Origin of the sequence: Pseudomonas sp. KU43P (assembly GCF_033095865.1) — a bacterium.
Lineage (GTDB): Bacteria > Pseudomonadota > Gammaproteobacteria > Pseudomonadales > Pseudomonadaceae > Aquipseudomonas.
Window position 1 is genome coordinate 1,852,825 of the sequence record NZ_AP019365.1, and the last position, 16,437, is coordinate 1,869,261.

At 63.8% G+C, this 16,437-nt stretch carries 14 protein-coding genes and 1 pseudogene; 10 read left to right on the top strand and 5 right to left on the bottom strand.

Features of this window, described 5'->3' with window-relative positions:
• Complete coding sequence (locus KU43P_RS08490; RefSeq protein ID WP_317662268.1) at window positions 1-837, bottom strand: TlpA family protein disulfide reductase; 837 nt, start codon at window positions 835-837, stop codon at window positions 1-3.
• A complete protein-coding gene (dsbD, locus tag KU43P_RS08495; protein WP_317662270.1) occupies window positions 837-2,549 on the bottom strand; it encodes a protein-disulfide reductase DsbD in 1,713 nt (570 codons plus the stop codon). Before dsbD ends, KU43P_RS08490 begins: the two co-directional genes overlap by 1 nt.
• A gap of 254 nt (window positions 2,550-2,803) precedes the next feature.
• Between dsbD and KU43P_RS08500 the strand changes: the two genes are divergently transcribed.
• The 5 genes from KU43P_RS08500 to KU43P_RS08520 are packed head-to-tail and all read left to right on the top strand — an operon-like array spanning window position 2,804 to window position 8,915.
• A complete protein-coding gene (locus KU43P_RS08500; RefSeq protein WP_317662271.1) occupies window positions 2,804-5,635 on the top strand; it encodes a xanthine dehydrogenase family protein molybdopterin-binding subunit in 2,832 nt (943 codons plus the stop codon).
• A complete protein-coding gene (locus KU43P_RS08505) occupies window positions 5,628-6,164 on the top strand; it encodes a (2Fe-2S)-binding protein (protein WP_317662272.1) in 537 nt (178 codons plus the stop codon). Before KU43P_RS08500 ends, KU43P_RS08505 begins: the two co-directional genes overlap by 8 nt.
• Before the next feature lie 2 nt (window positions 6,165-6,166).
• Window positions 6,167-7,378 carry a cytochrome c gene (locus tag KU43P_RS08510; RefSeq protein WP_317662274.1) on the top strand — a complete coding sequence of 404 codons (1,212 nt, stop codon included), beginning with the start codon at window positions 6,167-6,169 and terminating at the stop codon, window positions 7,376-7,378.
• 2 nt (window positions 7,379-7,380) lie between these two features.
• The gene (locus KU43P_RS08515) at window positions 7,381-8,352 is read left to right on the top strand and encodes an XdhC family protein (protein ID WP_317662276.1); all 972 of its coding nucleotides are present in this window, start codon (window positions 7,381-7,383) and stop codon (window positions 8,350-8,352) included.
• Entirely contained in the window at window positions 8,349-8,915 is a 567-nt protein-coding gene (locus KU43P_RS08520) for a nucleotidyltransferase family protein (RefSeq protein WP_317662277.1), read from the top strand. The genes KU43P_RS08515 and KU43P_RS08520 overlap by 4 nt, the downstream gene beginning before the upstream one ends.
• A 15-nt stretch (window positions 8,916-8,930) precedes the next feature.
• Here KU43P_RS08520 and KU43P_RS08525 read toward each other — a convergent pair whose 3' ends face one another.
• The 3 genes from KU43P_RS08525 to KU43P_RS08535 are packed head-to-tail and all read right to left on the bottom strand — an operon-like array spanning window position 8,931 to window position 11,570.
• Window positions 8,931-9,551, bottom strand: coding sequence for a GAD-like domain-containing protein (locus KU43P_RS08525; protein ID WP_317662279.1), 621 nt, complete (start codon window positions 9,549-9,551; stop codon window positions 8,931-8,933).
• Between the two features lie 45 nt (window positions 9,552-9,596).
• On the bottom strand, window positions 9,597-10,220 hold the full coding sequence (locus tag KU43P_RS08530; RefSeq protein ID WP_317662281.1) for a GAD-like domain-containing protein: 624 nt from the start codon (window positions 10,218-10,220) through the stop codon (window positions 9,597-9,599).
• A 15-nt stretch (window positions 10,221-10,235) separates the two neighbouring features.
• Window positions 10,236-11,570, bottom strand: a complete 1,335-nt coding sequence (locus KU43P_RS08535) for a DUF6861 domain-containing protein (protein WP_317662282.1) — start codon at window positions 11,568-11,570, stop codon at window positions 10,236-10,238.
• A gap of 250 nt (window positions 11,571-11,820) precedes the next feature.
• Between KU43P_RS08535 and KU43P_RS08540 the strand changes: the two genes are divergently transcribed.
• From KU43P_RS08540 to KU43P_RS08560, 5 genes and pseudogenes are all read left to right on the top strand, one after another.
• Window positions 11,821-12,504: a response regulator transcription factor gene (locus KU43P_RS08540; RefSeq protein ID WP_317662283.1), complete on the top strand. Its 684-nt coding sequence runs from the start codon at window positions 11,821-11,823 to the stop codon at window positions 12,502-12,504.
• A complete protein-coding gene (locus KU43P_RS08545; protein ID WP_317662284.1) occupies window positions 12,501-13,823 on the top strand; it encodes an ATP-binding protein in 1,323 nt (440 codons plus the stop codon). Before KU43P_RS08540 ends, KU43P_RS08545 begins: the two co-directional genes overlap by 4 nt.
• Before the next feature lie 439 nt (window positions 13,824-14,262).
• Window positions 14,263-14,533 (top strand): annotated as a pseudogene (locus tag KU43P_RS08550) (hypothetical protein).
• Between the two features lie 4 nt (window positions 14,534-14,537).
• Window positions 14,538-14,810, top strand: a complete 273-nt coding sequence (locus KU43P_RS08555) for a DUF3077 domain-containing protein (RefSeq protein ID WP_317662286.1) — start codon at window positions 14,538-14,540, stop codon at window positions 14,808-14,810.
• Between the two features lie 208 nt (window positions 14,811-15,018).
• A complete protein-coding gene (locus KU43P_RS08560; protein ID WP_317662287.1) occupies window positions 15,019-16,410 on the top strand; it encodes an aspartate aminotransferase family protein in 1,392 nt (463 codons plus the stop codon).
• The last annotated feature ends 27 nt before the right edge of the window (window positions 16,411-16,437 follow it).

Consider the following 16,437-nt stretch of genomic DNA (forward strand, 5'->3'; position numbering starts at 1 on the left):
TCAGTTTCCTTGTGCGGCAGGGGCGGGCTCGGCGGCCCGCTGGAAAGGTTCCAGGGCATGGCGCAGGCTGGCCCGGGACAGTTCGCCGAGGTGGCTGCCGATCAGGCGGCCGTTGGCGTCGTAGAACAACGTGGTGGGCAGGGCCATCGACCCGACCCGCTGGGCCAGCACACCGGTGCCGTCGAACAGCACATGGGTCAGGCTCAGCCCGGTGGTGGCAAGGAAGGTGCTGACGTTCTCCGGCGTCTCGCCCTGGTTGACGAACAGGAACGTCACGTGGGGGTATTCGCCCTGCGCCTGCTGCAGCACCGGCATCTCCCGCCGGCACGGCGGGCACCAGGTGGCCCAGATGTTGATCACCAGCGGCTTGCCCCGGTAGCTGTGCAAGGCCACCGACTGGCCACCGGCGTTGCGCAGGCTCAGCTCGGGCAGCTCGGTGCCCTTGCTGTACAGGTGGCTGCCCAGGCTGGTCAGGCCCCAGAACAGTGCGCCGCTGAACAGTGCCCAACCCAGTGGGCGGCGCAGCCCGGGGTGGCGCCAGCCCTGCCAGAGGGTGGCCAGCACGATGCCGATCAGGCCGGACCAGAGCAGGAAGCCGCCATCGCGGATGTCGATGACCTGCAGCAGGTCATCGCGGTACATCGGCCAGTAGGCCAGGACGAAACCCAGGCGGGCGCACAGCAGGCCGACAAGGAACAGGTTGAACAGCGCCGACTCCGGGCTTTCGCCGCCGCGCCGGGCGGTCCACCAGCCCACCAGGCTGGCCACGCCCAGGGCAGCAAGCATCAACAGGTGGTTGAGGGCCATGGTCAATGGCCCCAATGTGACGGTCAGCATCAACCTTGGCTCCTGGTCTGGTTCCAGTGTTGCAGGAACCCGGCGGCATCCACTTCACCGGTGATGCGTCGGGCACGGCGCTCCTCGCCCTCCGGGCCGAGCCAGATGATGCTGGGCGGGCCGGGTACCTGGTAGCGTTGCAGCAGCTCGCGGCTGGCCGGTGAGTCGGCGGTCACGTCCAGGCGCAGCAGGTGCACGCCGGCCAGGCTGGTTTGCACGTCGGAGCGGGTGAACACCTGCTTTTCCATGACCTTGCACGACACGCACCAGTCGGCATAGTAGTCCAGCATCACCCACTGGCCGCGGGCCTTGGCAGCGTCCAGTTCGCGTTGCAGATCTTGCGGGTTGCTGACCGTGACGAAGGTATCTTCGCTGTGTTGCGCGGCAACCGGCGCGCCACCGCCGGTGAAGGGCCGCAGCGGTTGCCACAGGTCATCGCCACCGGCGGCGGCGCCTACCAGTAGCAGGCCGCCCCACAGTGCACCCAGCAGCGGCACTGCACGCAGGGCAGGCAAGCGCTGCAACGCAGGCCACGCTGCCCAGCCCAGGGCGATCAGCCAGGCGCCGCTCAAGGCAAGCAGCAACGGGGCGCCGAGCAGGCCACGCACGGTGTACAGGGCCATGGCCAGGAACACGAAGCCGAATACTCCCTTGACCCGGTTCATCCAGGCGCCCGGGCGCGGCAGGTAGCGGTTGCCCAGGGTCACCAGCAACAACAGCGGCACGCCCATGCCCAGGCCCAGGGTGAACAGCACCAGCGCGCCCTGCAGCACATCGCCGCTCTGGGCGATGTAAAGCAGCGCGCCGGCCAGGGGGGCGGTCATGCACGGGCCCATCAGCAAGCCCGACAGCGCACCGAGCAGCGCCGCGCCAAACAGGTTGCCGCCCTGGGTGCCTTGCCCGGCACGGTCCAGGCGGTCGCGCAGGGCCGCGGGCAGTTGCAGCTCGAAGGCGCCGAACATGGGCAGGGCCAGCACCACGAACAACGCCGCCAGGCTGCCCAGCAACCACGGCTGTTGCAGCCACGCCTGCAGGCTGGCACCGAGCAATGCGGCAACCACACCCAGCGCCGCGTACACCAGCGCCATGCTCAATACATAGACACCCGCCAGCACCCAGCCACGCCGGGCGCTTGCGCCGTTGCCCAGGACGATGCCGGCCAGGATCGGCAACATCGGCAGCGAGCAGGGGGTGAACGCCAGCAGCAGGCCAAGGCCGAAGAACGCCAGCAGGCTCCAAGCCAGGCTGGCGCTCTGCAAGCCGCTGGCCAGGGCCTGGTCGCTGGCCTGGTCGGCGACCGGTGCGGCGCTGCCGCCCAGGTCGATCACCGTGGTCTGTGGTGGGTAGCACAGGCCGGCGTCGGCGCAGCCCTGCCAGCCCAAACGCAGCTGGCCCTGGGCGTTGGCCGGCAGCAGCAGTTCGAGCTGATCGCGGTACACCGCGCTGTCGCCGAAAAACTCGTCATGGTGGTTGAGGGCAGGGGGCAGCTGCGGATGCTGGTCGGCAGGCAGCCCGTCGAACTTAAGCCGCTTCTGGTACAGGTAGTAACCCTGCTTGATTTGGAAGAACAGGCGCATCTGCCCGTCGGCCTGGCGGTCGTGGGTGAGCACAAAGGCCTGGTTTACCGGTAGGAAGTCGGGTTTGACGTCGAAGGGGTTGGCCTGCAGCGGGCCGGCCAGCAGCAATGTCAGGAAGAGCAGGAAAACGCGCATGTCTTCGCCTTGGCAGTACGTGAAGTGGGGCCATGCTGGCCTGGAACGATTAACCCAAGGTTAACCCAAGGCCTTCCGATGCAGCCTTCGGCTCAGACACACCGCGACATACTGTCCGCTTGACTTTGCTTAAAGGCAATTTTCCTGATATAAAACTGACTTTATAGTCAGCTTTCAGGCTTTTCCCCTCCCTGTTCTCCAGCACCTAGAATCAAAAGATGGGCAGACATCCTTTTCTGCCCAGAGGATCAAGCATGTCCAACCGTGATATTTCCCGGCGCTCCTTCCTGCAAGGTGGGTTGATCGCCGGCGTCGGCGTGACCCTGGCGCCCCTCGGCAGCCAGGCGTTCGCCGCCCTGATGGAAGACCGTGTCACCACCTCGCCGCAGAAGTGGATGAACCATGATGGCAAAGCGCGTTTCCGCAACGACGCCCTGTCCAAGGTGTGTGGCAACAAAGTCTTCGCCCGCGACATCCGCTCCAAGGACATGCCCGGCTGGCCCGCCCAGCAAGGCCACGCGATGTTGCTCAAGATCACCAAGGCCGACCGCATCTATGCCGGTTACGACCTCGACTGGCTCGGCGCTGACCTGCAGCCGGACCGTGTCGTCACCGCGGCCGACCTGCAAAAGGACGGCATCGCCTGGCCGGAAGCCCACTCGCCTGACCCGCTGCTGCCCCCTGGCAAGGTGCCGATGTTCATCGGCCATCCGGTGGCGATCCTGATCTGGAACGACTTCGAGCGTTACCGCCAGGCCAAGCGCAAGCTGCAGTTCAACGACAAGGCAATCCGCTACGGCGCCCAGGCGCCGCTGTACCAGGGCGACCCCTATGGCAGCTTCCGCTTCGTGCGCGTGGGCGGCGCCACGCCGTTCGACGACGACGAGTTCTCCAGCCTGAAGAACTCCATGCTGTTCCCCACCATCCTCAACCGCAAACCGGTGTGGTCCAAGCAGCCCAACCAGCACGGCGACCTGACCGAGCAGGGCCTGTTCTATGCCAAGCGCATGGGCGAGCAGCTCGATAACCCGCCGCAAGACTGGCTGGTGTTCGACGAGCGCTACAAGACCCCGTCGATCGAGCCAGCAGCGCTGGAGCCGGACAACGGCAACGGTTGGTACGACCCGGCCAGCGGCACGCTGCACTTCGTGGTCGCCACCCAGTGCCCGTTCGAAGTGGCGCAGGAATGCGTGCACATGATCAAGCCGTCGCGCTTCGCCCTGCAGCACCTGAACATGCACCCCGGCTACACCGTGGGTTACGGCTCCAAAGACAACAACATCTTCGTGTTCTACGCCGCGGTTGCCGCGCTGTATGGCGCCGGTGTGCCGATCCGCCTGGCCAACGACCGCTACGAGCAGTTCCAGAGCGGCATCAAGCGCCACGCCTTCGACATCCGCTACCAGTTGGCCGTGGACAAGAAGGACAACAGCTTCAAGATCTTCCGCGCCGACATGAGCTGCGACGGCGGTGGCCGCATCAACTACAGCCCGTCGGTGGCTGCGGTCGGTGCCACGGCTGCCCAGTCGATCTACTACATGCCGCAGAATGACCTGTCCGTCACCGCGTACCACTCCCGTGGCGTCGAGGCCGGCTCCATGCGCGGCTACGGCACCCTGCAGACCATGGCCGCCACCGAAATGATGGTCGACGAGATCGCCGGCCGCCTGGGCGTGGATGCCATCGAACTGCGCCGCGCCAACGCGCTGAAATCGGGCATGAAGAACACCCAGGGCGCGGTCCCGGCCGGCGCCTTGCGCCTGCACGAGATCCTCGACAAGGCTGCCGCCCACGAGTGGTGGCGCAACCGCGACGCGCGCAAGCAGGCGATGGACGCCAAGGACCCGGACCACTGGTACGGCGTGGGCTTCGCCATCTGCCAGAAAGACTTCGGCACCGGCTCCGAAGCGCCGATGGCCAGCATCGAGTTCACCGCCGATGGCCGCATCAGCCTGCGCCACATCGGCACCGAGCTGGGCACCGGCATGTCCACCTCCCAGGCCCTGGTGGTCAGCGACTTCCTCGGCCGCTCGGCCGATGAAGTGACCACCGCCGTCACCGAATGGCCGGAGCTGCAACTGACCACCAGCGGCAATCCGTACCTGATCAGCCAGGCCGAACAGGACGCCGCGCTGCGTAACCCGCGCTGGGTCGGCAAGCTGGCCTCTCCATCGTCGGCCACCAACTCGGCCTTCTACTTCAGTCACGCCACCCGCGAAGCGGCGCGCGCGCTGTTCAACCACGGCCTGTGGCCCGCCGCCATGGCGCTGTGGAGCAAAGGCCCGTTCGGCGGCCAGGCCAACCCGTTGGTGGTACGCCGCGAGAACGCGGTGTGGGTCAACGGTGAGCTGACCGGCAACGGCCTGGCGCCGATCCCCTTCGCCGAGCTTGCGAAAAAAGCCCACGAAATGGGCCTGGTCACCGGCGTCAGCGTGCACGGTTTCAACCGCTGGAGCTGGGCCGAGGCCGACTTCGTCATCGACGGCGTGCGCGAGCGCTTCCCGCTCGATGCCATGGCGGTGAAGTATGGCGACGGTGCGGTCAATGCCAAGAAAGCGCAGATGACCAGCAACGGCTACCACCTGCTGGATCGGCAGAACGCCGGCTACCCGGCCACCCAGCTGAACAACGCCATGGTCACCTACTACAGCCCGGTGGCGACCATCGTCGAAGTGAAAGTGAACAAAGGCACCCGCGAAGTGCAGGTGCTCAACCACCACAGCTGGGTCGAGTGCGGCCGTGTGCTGGTGCCGGAACTGGTCAAGGGCCAGCTCGAAGGCGGCATCGCCATGGGCATCGGCCATGCCCTGACCGAAGAAATGCCCCTGCATGAAGGTGGCCCGGGGGAGGGCGACTGGAACTTCAACCGGTATCGCCTGCCGCATGCCAAAGATGTGGCGGTGTGGCAGCAGACTTCCGAGATCCTGCCGCCGCTGTCGCCGACCGACCCGTCCAAAGGCATCGCCGAGGTGGTGATGATCCCGGTGGTCGGTGCCATCGGCAACGCCGTGGCCCACGCCATTGGCAAACGTGTACGCGATCTTCCGATTACTCCAGCCCGTATCAAGGAGGCCCTCAATGGCTAACCGTTCGCTTCAACTGACCCTCAACGGTCAACCGGTCGGCCCGGTCGAGGTCCCCGATGACCTGGCGATGATCGACTACCTGCACGAGCACCAGAACCTCACCGGCTCCCGCCTGGGCTGCGGCCAGGGCATCTGCCACGCCTGCGTGGTGATCGTCGACAACCCCGACGGCACCAGCGAGGAAGTGCGCACCTGCATCACCGGCGCCCACTACTTTGCCGGCAAGAAAGTGCGCACCATCGAAGGCCACGCCAAGCAGGACGAGGCCGGCAACATGACGCTGAACCCGATCCAGCAGAAGTTCGTCGACCTGTTCGCCTTCCAGTGCAGCTACTGCGCACCGGGCTTCGTCAACGCCGCCACCGTGCTGGTGGAAAAGGCCCAGCGTCAGCCGCTGAAGAAAAGCGAAGTGGAAGACAGCATCGAGGCCAGCCTCGGTCACCACATCTGCCGCTGCACCGGTTACGTGCGTTATTACGACGCCACGCGGACCGTGCTCAATGATCTCGGCCTGGTCAAGGAGGGTTGAGCATGGGCTTTGTTCGTTCCGGCCTGGCGCTGGCGCTCGGCCTCGCCGTTTCGCTGGCCGCGCAGGCGTCCGATGACGCGCAGGTCAAGCGTGGTGAATACCTGGCCCGCGCCGCCGACTGCATGGCCTGCCACACCGCCGAGGGCGGCGCGCCGTTCGCCGGTGGCCTGCCGATCCATTCGCCGTTCGGCACCATCTACGGCAGCAACATCACCCCGGACAAGCAGCACGGCATCGGCAACTACAGCGCCGACGAGTTCTTCGCCGCGGTGACCGAGGGCAAGCGCAAGGATGGCGCCAACCTGTACCCGGCGATGCCGTACACCTCGTACCACCTGATCACCCGGGAAGATTCCGACGCGATCCTGGCGTATCTGATGACCATCCCGCCGATCAACCGCCCGGCGCCGGAGACCAAGCTGAGCTTCCCGTTCAACGTGCGCACAGGCCTGTCCGGCTGGAACATGCTCTATGGCAAGAGCGTGCAGTTGCAGCCCGCCGAGGGCAAGAGCCCGGCCTGGCAGCGTGGGCAGTACATGGTCGAAGTCATGGGCCACTGTGGCGAGTGCCACACCCCGCGCAACCCGATCGGTGCACTGCAACAGGACAAGCGCCTGACCGGTGGCCTGCTCAACGGCTACCTGGCCCCGAGCCTGCTGGCCCAGGACCTGGCGGATCGTGGCTGGACCCAGCCGGACCTGACCACCTTCCTCAAGCACGGTATCAGTGCCCAGGGCAGCATGTTCAACGAGATGTTCCCGGTGGTGCACCACAGCACCCAGCACCTGGAGGACGCCGACCTGGCCGCCATGGCCACCTATCTGCTGGGTGAACAGCCACCGGCTGCCAAGGTCATAAAGGAAGTGCCACTGGACCAGCTGACCGACAGCGCCAAGCGCGGCCGCCAGCAGTACCTCAACGTCTGCGCCGGTTGCCACGGTGTCGACGGCGAAGGCAAGCCGCACATCGCGGTGGCCATGCAGGGCAACACGGTGCTGCGCCAGGGCGACTCGCGCAACCTGGTCAAGGCTATCCTTGACGGCATCCGTGAGCAGCAGTTCACTGGCTTCGAACGCATGCAACCGATGCCAGGCTTTGCCGACAAGCTCAACGATCAGCAGGTGACGGACATGGTCAACTACCTGCGCCAGGCCTGGGGCGGACTGCCCGGTGACCTGAGCGTGCAGCAGCTCGCCGAGCTGAAGGCGGAGTAAAGGTGCAGCATCTCGATCTGCAAGTCATGCGCCAGGCCCTGCAGTGGTCTGGCAACGGCCAGCGGGTATGGTTGTGCACGGTGCTCGCCACCTACGGCTCGGCGCCCCGTGCGCCGGGCTCGTTGCTGGCGGTGAACGACAGCGGGCAGTGGGTCGGCTCGCTGTCGGGCGGCTGTGTGGAAGATGATTTCCTCGAACGCGTGGCGCTGGGCGAGTTTCCCGAGCCGGTGGCCATCGTGCGCTACGGCGACGGTAGCGACCGGCGCTCGAACATTCGCCTGCCGTGCGGCGGGGTGCTCGAGGTGCTGGTGGAGAACCTGCCGGCCGACTGCGAGGTGCAGGCGCATTTGCGTGCGCTGGAAAGTGCCTTGCAGGGGCAGCGTCGGTTGTTGCGCGAAGTGAGCCTGCCGCAAGGCGATCGCCGGCTCAGCGACGACTGCGCTCAGGGGCCGCGGGTGGTGCGTGAGGCCAGCCGCGTGTACTTGCGGGTCGGTGCTGCCCAGCGCCTGCTGCTGGCGGGGTATTCCAGCGTCGCGCATTACTGCGCCGAGTTCGGCAAGGGCATGGGCTTCGAGGTCATCCTCTGCGACCCGCGCGAAGAGGTGCTTGAAGGCGTGGTGCTGGACGGCATTGAAATACGCCGGGAGCTGCCTTCGGAGTACATCGCCAATGGCGGTTGCCATGCCGACACGGCGGTGGTGGCGCTGACCCATGACCCCAAAATCGACGACCTCGCCATGCTCGAAGCCGTGCGCACCGAAGCGTTCTATATCGGTGTGATGGGTTCGCGCGCGACCTCCGACAAGCGCCGCGAACGCCTGCACCGGATCGGCGGCCTGGGTGCCGACGAGCTGGCCCGCATCCATGCCCCCATCGGCCTGAACCTGGGCAGCAAGACCCCGGCGGAGATCGCCCTGGCGGTGCTCGCCGATATCCTGCGCCAGCGCAACGGCATCGAGCGGGCTTCGTTGTGAGTGTGGTGGCGCTGGTGCTGGCGGCGGGGCGCAGCGTGCGTTTTGGCGGTGACAAGCGCCGGGCCACGCTGGACGACGGGCGCAGCTTGCTGGTACATAGCGTCGAGCGCGCCTGCTCGGTGTTCAGCGATGTGCGCGTGGTGCTGCGTGAGGGCGAGCGGGGCGAGGATCTCGGCTTGCCGGGGAATTGCCGAGTCATTGCCAGCCCGGATGCCGGGTTGGGGATGGGGCATAGCCTGGCGGCTGGGGCGGCTTCGCTGGTCGACAGTGATGCACAGGCAGTGGCGGTTCTGTTGGGCGATATGCCTTGGATAGCGCCGGCAACCTTTGGCCAGCTGGTCTCGGCTGCGGGTGCATCCGCCATCGTCTTGCCACAGCATGACGGGCAGCAGGGGCATCCGGTGTTGTTCGGGCGCGCTTTCTGGCCGGCGCTTTCACGCCTCACGGGTGATGAAGGGGCAAGGTCGGTAGTGAAGGCGCACCCGGCGAGTTGCATCAGGCTTGAAGTGCAGGACGCCGGGGTGTTGCAGGACGTGGACCGGCCTGAAGCGGTTTACCGCTGAGCGCGTTCGTTCTGCCTATTCATCTTGTGCGTCCTCGTCATCGAGTTCATACGGCTCGAGCTCGGCCATCTGCGAGAGCAGAATCAAATGCACTTCGGCGTTCAGTCGCTGCAGATGTTCCAGCTTGGCTGAGCCTCCCAGCATCAGGGCAGGCACGAAACCGTACATCTCATCAGATGCCAGGTCGCCCAGTGTTGCCCGGGCCTCGTCGAAAAGGTCCAGGCCGATGTTTTCGGTCATGGCCCACATCAGCAGGCTCTGGATCTTGTTATCTCGTTCTTCGTTGTTCGCGCTTGGAGCGCTCAGGAAGTAGCGGGAATGGTAGGCCGCAATGGTCAGGATGGAACCGGTGTTTTCACCCCACAGGTACAACTCGCCGAAAGCGCTGCGGGCGATGAGGTGGTAGGTGTCGTGGGTGCTGCCTCCGATCCATGAATCGACTACGGATTCGTATTCAGCTGGGTTGACCAGCCAGAAAAGGCCACCGCCGTAGCCGCACCAGCCGTGTTCTTTCCAGTAGTCGAGGAGTTGGATGGGGAGTTTGTCTTTGTAATGTTCGAGAGCTGAAGCCGGTACGGGCCGGTGGCCGATCGGGTCGCCGAAGGTTTCGAGGAAGATGGAGAAGACTACGTTCATAGGTTAATTCCTTTTTAGTTTTATGTATGTTGAAAAGCAGCGGCACTAGGCTGGTCTGGCGGAAAAAGGGTAGGGTTCAAGGTCTGTCAGCTGTGCCAAGAAGACCAAATGCTCAACGGCGCTGACCTTTTTGAGGTGTTCCAGAGAGTCGGAACCACCTAGCATGAGGGCCGGGAAAAAGCCGTACATCTCGTCATGGTTGAGATTGCCAAGCTTTTTTCGTGCGGATTCGAATAGGTCGTTAAAATCGTTCGAGTCGACTTTTCTTGATAGGATAAAGCCTTGAATTTCAGTGTTGAGCTGTTCCTTTGTGAAGTGCTTGTTGTGAAATACGAATCGGGAGGCAACGCTTGTTATCTTCAAGGAGAAGCCCGTATTTTCACCCCACAGGTACAAATCTCCGAAAGCACTTCGTGCAATCAAGTGGTAGCTGTCGTGCAAACTGAGATTGGTATTATCTAGCCAGTATGAAACCACGGCATCGTATTCTTGTGGATTGACCAGCCAGAATATGCCATTTCCATAGCCAGCCCACCCATGCTCTGACCAATACTCCAATAGTTTGGGAGGGAGTTTATCTTTGTACCGCTCAATTGTTGAGGTGGGTACTTCTCGGCGGTCGATCGCCGGGCCAAAATTTTCAATGAATCTAGAAAATATCTTGTCCATTTCAGGTTCCTGGTTTTAGCATTTATGAAGTTTGACATTCATACGTGTTGAGCTTCTGAGGTGCGGCGGCACCGTTTCAGCAGCTTTTTTTAGTTCCGGTATCTTGGTTTTCCATTGAGCGCCAATTATTGAATTAATTTGGCGGTCTCCAAAGTCGGATATCATATCTTTACCACCGGCTACGAGGTCCGGATTGTGTAATGCTGCTATGACTGACATGTGGTTTTTGGTTTTTTCGATGGCTACAATTTGTGCCTCAAATGGATCCATGATTTTCATTAGCTCAGATTCTATGTCGTCCTGAAATGAGTCTTGGTAATCTTTTCTCGCCTTTGTGGCTAATCCTTTATTCCGTTGTTCAGGGTTTTCGATTCTTTCCAGAAATTTTTCGACAGTCATCCAGTTCAGTCCATCCTCCTGGCCATTCAGCTGTCGTTTGAATTCGCCTATGTTGTATTCCGGCACCTTATCAGCTTTGAAACATTCGACATTATGTAATGCCATTGTGCTGGGATGGGGCTTTGTCGTCTCCTTCTTGGATTGATTCGTTGGACCTTGGTCATGTGAGTCAGATGCCCCCTTACGCCGCTCCGGCACCTGCAGATCCGGCCGCTTCTTCAACCCCTCCTCATGCTTGAGCATCCACTGCCCCAGCCGCGCGCCCTTGCTGCTGGCCGCCATCTCCTGCGCCAGCACCCGGGCATCGCCGCGTCCGCGGGTGAGGTAGGAGACGATCGCCCCCAACAGCAGCACCACCACTTCCACATGCCCCAGCGCAATGTGATGAGCAGCACGGGAGACCGTATCCGGGTGGTCCTGGCTGAAGGGGTTGAGGCCATCGCTGCGCGTCCCTTCCCAGGCGATGCGAATGCCATCGAGGTAGTACTCGCCGATGCGCGGCAGGCCTTCGACGAAGAACTCGGCGATGGAGGCAAGCCCCAGCACACCGAGGATCCAGCCACTGACCTGCAGGCCCATCGCTGCGCCGGCGCCGGCGAAGGGAATCACCCCCGCGCCGCCGGCAAACGCCCCGAACCCGGCGCCGATGGCGCCGCCGGTGAGGGTGCTGGCGGCGACGATCATCGCCATGTCCCTCACCACCCTCAGCAGGTCATCGACGATGCTGGCGATCTCAAGCTCGGCAAAGCGTTGGCGCAGCATGACGCTGGCCTGCCACTGGGCCTGGTTGAAGGCCGAACGCACCGCCTTGACCCGGTTCAGGTTGAGGGACAGCGAGGGGGCGGCCTGGTTGAGAGGGTCGAGAAAATGGGCGCCTCCTTGATAGCCCATTGCGTCAATGATGCGTGATTCGATCTCGAGCCATGACGGCACGAGGAAATCCAGATACATGAGGTGTCTCCCTGACATCGCGTACAGGGGGAAATCTCATCACAGATCTTTTGAGGAAAAATCCGTAAAGCTTGTAGGAAAAGTCTCTATCGTCTCCGAACGAGCAGGTTTAAGGTCGAATCGAAGAAAAGGATATTTCGCCTTGCATCCAAGGCAATCACCCCACACCAACCGCCGAATAAAGCCCATAATCCCCAGTTAATCCCTCCATAGTGCAATGCCACCCACACCATTCCGGGAGCTTCAGACCATGCACGTTCTGCTCTGCGAGGACGACGACCTGATCGCCAGCGGCATCTGCGCCGGCCTCACCGCCCAGGGCCTGACCGTCGACCGCGTAGCCAACGCCGCCGCTGCCCGGGCCATGCTCCAGGCGGCGCAGTTCGACGTGATGATCCTCGACCTGGGCTTGCCCGACGAAGACGGCCTCAAGCTGTTGCGCCGCCTGCGCCAGCAGGGCATCGACTTGCCGGTGCTGGTGCTCACCGCCCGCGATGCGGTCACCGACCGGGTCGACGGTTTGCAGGCCGGCGCCGATGATTACCTGCTCAAACCCTTCGACCTGCGCGAGCTGGCCGCACGCTTGCACACCTTGTTGCGGCGGGTCGCCGGGCGGGCGGTGAACGTGATCGAGCATGGCCCGCTGCGTTACGACCCAAGCAGCTGCGAAGCCACCTTGGCCGGCCAATCCGTGGACCTGTCGCGGCGCGAGCAGGCGTTGCTCCAGGCGTTGCTGCAGAACCCCGGGCGGGTGCTGTCGAGCGAGCAGCTCAAGGATTGCGTGTACGGTTTCAGCGATGAAGTGGAGAGCAACGCGCTGAACGTCCACATCCACCATTTGCGGCGCAAGCTCGGCAACAGCATCGTCGAGACCGTTCGCGGCCTGGGCTATCGCCTGGGGCCGGCGCAGGCGCCGGAGGACGCGGCATCATGAGCCTGCGGGTACGCCTGAGCCTGATCCTGGGCAGCGCCTTCATCATCATCTGGGTGCTGGCCGCCGCCTGGATGCTGCGCGACCTGCGCCAGCAGATGATGTTCTCCCTCGACCAGCGCCTGGTGGCCTCGGCGCGCATGGTCGCCGGGCTGATCGACCAGTTGCCCAAGCCGCTGACTGCCAAGGGCGAGGAGGCGCATTTTTCCGCCGACCAATTCACGGTGCCCGATGGCATGGCCTGCCAGGTGACGTCGCTGCGCGGCGAAATCCTCGCCAGCAACCACAAGCACGACGGCACGATGGATGACCAGCAGAGCGGCTTCCGCGACCAGACCATCGACGGCGCGCTGTGGCGCACCTTCACTTACAACCACGGCGATGTGCGCATCACCACCGCCGACCGCCACATGGAGCGCGAGGCGCTGAACCAGTCCATCCTGCTGGCCGCTTCGGCGCCGGTGCTGATGGCGTTGCTGGGCAGCCTCGGGCTGGTGTGGATCGGCCTGGGCAAAGGCCTGGAACCGCTGAACCGCATGCGTGATGCCCTGCGACGACGGCGCGCCGACAGCGTCGAGCCGTTGCAGGTGTCCGGCCTGCCCAGTGAGCTGCAGCCCTTGCTCGATACCCAGAACCAGCTGTTCCTGCGCATCGCCCAGACCCTGGAGCGCGAGCGGCGCCTGACCGACGATGCTGCCCACGAACTGCGCAGCCCGCTGACCGCGATCAAGACCCACCTGCAGGTGGCGCGGATGACCGATGGCGCAGTGCGCGAGCAGGCGCTGGAACATGCCGAGCAGGGCGCCGATCGCATGCACCGCACGCTGGAGCAGTTGCTGATGCTGGCGCGGGTGGAGGGCAGCCTGTCGTTCGAGGATGGCGTGCAGTGCAGTGCCGAGCAGGTCGCGCGGCAGGCGGTGCAGGATGCCGGGGGCGGTGACAACCGGCGCATCGTGCTGCGGTTGCCCGAGGAAGCTGCGCAGATCTACCTGGGCATGCCTGCGCCGCTGGCAGTGGCGGCGTTGCGCAACTTGCTGGATAACGCGTTACGTCATGGCGGCGGCAGCGAGGTGGAGCTGGAAGTGCAGATGGACGCGGGGCAGGTGGGCTTCATGGTGCGTGACCATGGGCCGGGGATCGCCGATGGGGATCTGCAGCACCTGACCGAGCGCTTTTGGCGCAATGGGCAGAGTGGTGGGTGCGGGCTGGGCCTGGCGATTGTGCAGGCCATTGTGCAGCGTTGTGCCGGGAGCCTGAAGTTTGACAGCCGTGGTGATGGGTTGCGGGTGTTGTTGCAGGTACCGGCGCGTTCGGGCGGTTGATCATTTCTGCCTGTACTGGCCCTATCGCTGGCAAGCCAGCTCCCACAGATGCACCGCTGTTCTCAAGGGCGGTGCTGTACCTGTGGGAGCTGGCTTGCCAGCGATAGGGCCAGCAGCCGTAAGATATTTCTGAACCTGAAACCAAATGCTTCAGTGTTGGCATCTTTGGGAATTATCCTACGTGCGCTACTGAAGTTTCGCTGTTGTCGGGGAAATGCCTCACGGATAACGTTTCCGGGTCGCTCCGGCGACCGGGCATGAGAACCCGACAGATCAGCTAGCAGCACCTTTATGGTGGCCGTACGTGGGCGGGCTTTTGCCTGGCCGAGTGTTTGCTAGCTTCTATCGGCTTTCTCACACCCGCGTACGGCTGCCGCCTTCAATCCATGAGAAAGATTCAGGTGGTAGTTCCCTTTGCCTATGAAGCTGGAATTACACAATGAAGAAGCTCGTACCCGATCCTCCCCGACCTAAAACCCCCAACACCCCTTTCTTCACTGTCCAATCCGACATGTACCCCCCCCGACGCCCTGGCCCACGTCAGCGAGCTGCTACGCGGCGTCATCGAAACCATCGACGAACACTGCCGAACCCGTGCGGGCGAACCTGGCTTGAACATGCTGGGCAATGCCATGCATGCCAGCGAGATCGCGTTTGCGCTGGTGGAGCATGTGCACACGCGGCTCTATGGCCAACAGGCCCAGGGGTAACGACATGGCTGACCAGCCCAAGATCGTCACAACCGTCGGCGTCGAGACGTTCCTCGATGTCGGTAACCCGCCCATCGACCTGTTACGCGTCCAGCCAGGCATTCCGATCGATGATGCCTACGAGCAAGTTTCGATACTGCTGGGCTACATCAAGCACCTGGTGCGTGAGGGTGACATGGAAGATGACCACAAGCTGCTCGGCGCAGCGGATTACCTGGGAGCCTTGGCCAAGGCATTGATGAATGATATCGAGGTGGCCAAGAACAGGTTGCATTGACCTCAAGGGCCCAATCGCTGGCAAGCCAGCTCCCACAGGTATCCCACTGTTCTCAAGTGCGGCGCCGTACCTGTGGGAGCCGGCTTGCCGGCGATAGGGCCCGCGCAAACCCCAAAAAATCCAACCGCAACCGCTAAATCCTCCCCGCACCCAAGCGTTTCCCAAGCGACAACCACCCGCACATTCGCTTGCTTGCGAGGATTCACCCATGTCGATCGCTTCCAGCCTTGCCCAGGCCCTGCCGGCCAGTGCGCCGCAACCGCTGTACGAGTTCACTGACTCGCCCCTGCTGCAACGCCAGCAACAACAGGAATCCAACGCCCGCAGCTACCCCCGGCGCATCCCGCTGGCACTCAAGCGCGCCCGTGGCATCCATGTCGAGGACGTCGAGGGTCGTCAGTTCATCGATTGCCTGGCCGGTGCCGGCACCCTGGCCCTGGGCCACAACCACCCGGTGGTGATCGAGGCGATCCAGCGCGTGCTGGCCGACGAAATCCCCCTGCACACCCTGGACCTGACCACGCCGGTCAAGGACCGCTTCGTCCAGGACCTGTTCAGCGTGCTGCCCGAAGCGCTGCGCCGCGAGGCCAAGGTGCAATTCTGCGGCCCCACCGGCACCGACGCGGTGGAAGCGGCGCTCAAGCTGGTGCGCAGCGCCACCGGGCGTAGCACCGTGCTGGCCTTCCAGGGTGCCTACCACGGCATGAGCCAGGGCGCGCTGAGCCTGATGGGCAGCCACGGTCCCAAGCAGCCGCTGGGCGCGTTGCTCGGCAATGGCGTGCAGTTCATGCCATACCCCTACGATTACCGTTGCCCGTTCGGCCTGGGGGGCGAAGCCGGGGTCAAGGCCAGCCTGCATTACCTGGAAAACCTGCTGCTCGATCCGGAAAGCGGGGTACCACTGCCCGCGGCAGTGATCCTTGAAGTGGTGCAAGGCGAAGGTGGGGTGATCCCGGCCGACATCGCCTGGCTGCAAGGTGTGCGGCGCATCACCGAGCAGGCCGGGGTAGCGCTGATCGTCGATGAAATCCAGAGCGGCTTCGCCCGCACCGGGCGGATGTTCGCCTTCGAGCACGCCGGTATCGTGCCGGATGTGGTCACCCTGTCCAAGGCCATTGGCGGCAGCCTGCCGCTGGCGGTGGTGGTCTACCGGGACTGGCTCGATACCTGGAAGCCAGGCGCCCACGCCGGCACCTTCCGAGGCAACCAGATGGCCATGGCGGCGGGCTCTGCGGTAATCAACTACCTGGTCGATCATCGCCTGGCCGAGCACGCCGAAGCCATGGGCCAGCGCCTGCGTGAGCACCTGCTGAGCCTGCAGCGCCAGCACCCGCAACTGGGTGACATTCGTGGCCGTGGCCTGATGCTGGGGGTGGAACTGGTCGAGCCGACCGGCACCCTCGATGCACTGGGGCACCCACCGGCCAACCGCGAGCTGGCGCCCAAGGTGCAGCGCGAGTGCCTCAGGCGCGGGCTGATTCTCGAACTGGGTGGCCGCCACGGCGCGGTGGTGCGCTTCCTGCCGCCGCTGATCATCACTGCGCCGCAGGTCGATGAAGTGGCGCAACGTTTCGCCGAGGCGCTGGCCGCAGCGCTTTGACCCAGGGGGCCGTATGGCGGCCCCCCT

Bases quoted from the DNA above. Each gene is read 5' to 3' on its own strand.
- KU43P_RS08490 (WP_317662268.1), bottom strand. From the start codon at position 837: ATGCTGACCGTCACATTGGGGCCATTGACCATGGCCCTCAACCACCTG.
- dsbD (WP_317662270.1), bottom strand. From the start codon at position 2,549: ATGCGCGTTTTCCTGCTCTTCCTGACATTGCTGCTGGCCGGCCCGCTG.
- KU43P_RS08500 (WP_317662271.1), top strand. From the start codon at position 2,804: ATGTCCAACCGTGATATTTCCCGGCGCTCCTTCCTGCAAGGTGGGTTG.
- KU43P_RS08505 (WP_317662272.1), top strand. From the start codon at position 5,628: ATGGCTAACCGTTCGCTTCAACTGACCCTCAACGGTCAACCGGTCGGC.
- KU43P_RS08510 (WP_317662274.1), top strand. From the start codon at position 6,167: ATGGGCTTTGTTCGTTCCGGCCTGGCGCTGGCGCTCGGCCTCGCCGTT.
- KU43P_RS08525 (WP_317662279.1), bottom strand. From the start codon at position 9,551: ATGAACGTAGTCTTCTCCATCTTCCTCGAAACCTTCGGCGACCCGATC.
- KU43P_RS08530 (WP_317662281.1), bottom strand. From the start codon at position 10,220: ATGGACAAGATATTTTCTAGATTCATTGAAAATTTTGGCCCGGCGATC.
- KU43P_RS08535 (WP_317662282.1), bottom strand. From the start codon at position 11,570: ATGTATCTGGATTTCCTCGTGCCGTCATGGCTCGAGATCGAATCACGC.
- KU43P_RS08540 (WP_317662283.1), top strand. From the start codon at position 11,821: ATGCACGTTCTGCTCTGCGAGGACGACGACCTGATCGCCAGCGGCATC.
- KU43P_RS08545 (WP_317662284.1), top strand. From the start codon at position 12,501: ATGAGCCTGCGGGTACGCCTGAGCCTGATCCTGGGCAGCGCCTTCATC.
- KU43P_RS08555 (WP_317662286.1), top strand. From the start codon at position 14,538: ATGGCTGACCAGCCCAAGATCGTCACAACCGTCGGCGTCGAGACGTTC.
- KU43P_RS08560 (WP_317662287.1), top strand. From the start codon at position 15,019: ATGTCGATCGCTTCCAGCCTTGCCCAGGCCCTGCCGGCCAGTGCGCCG.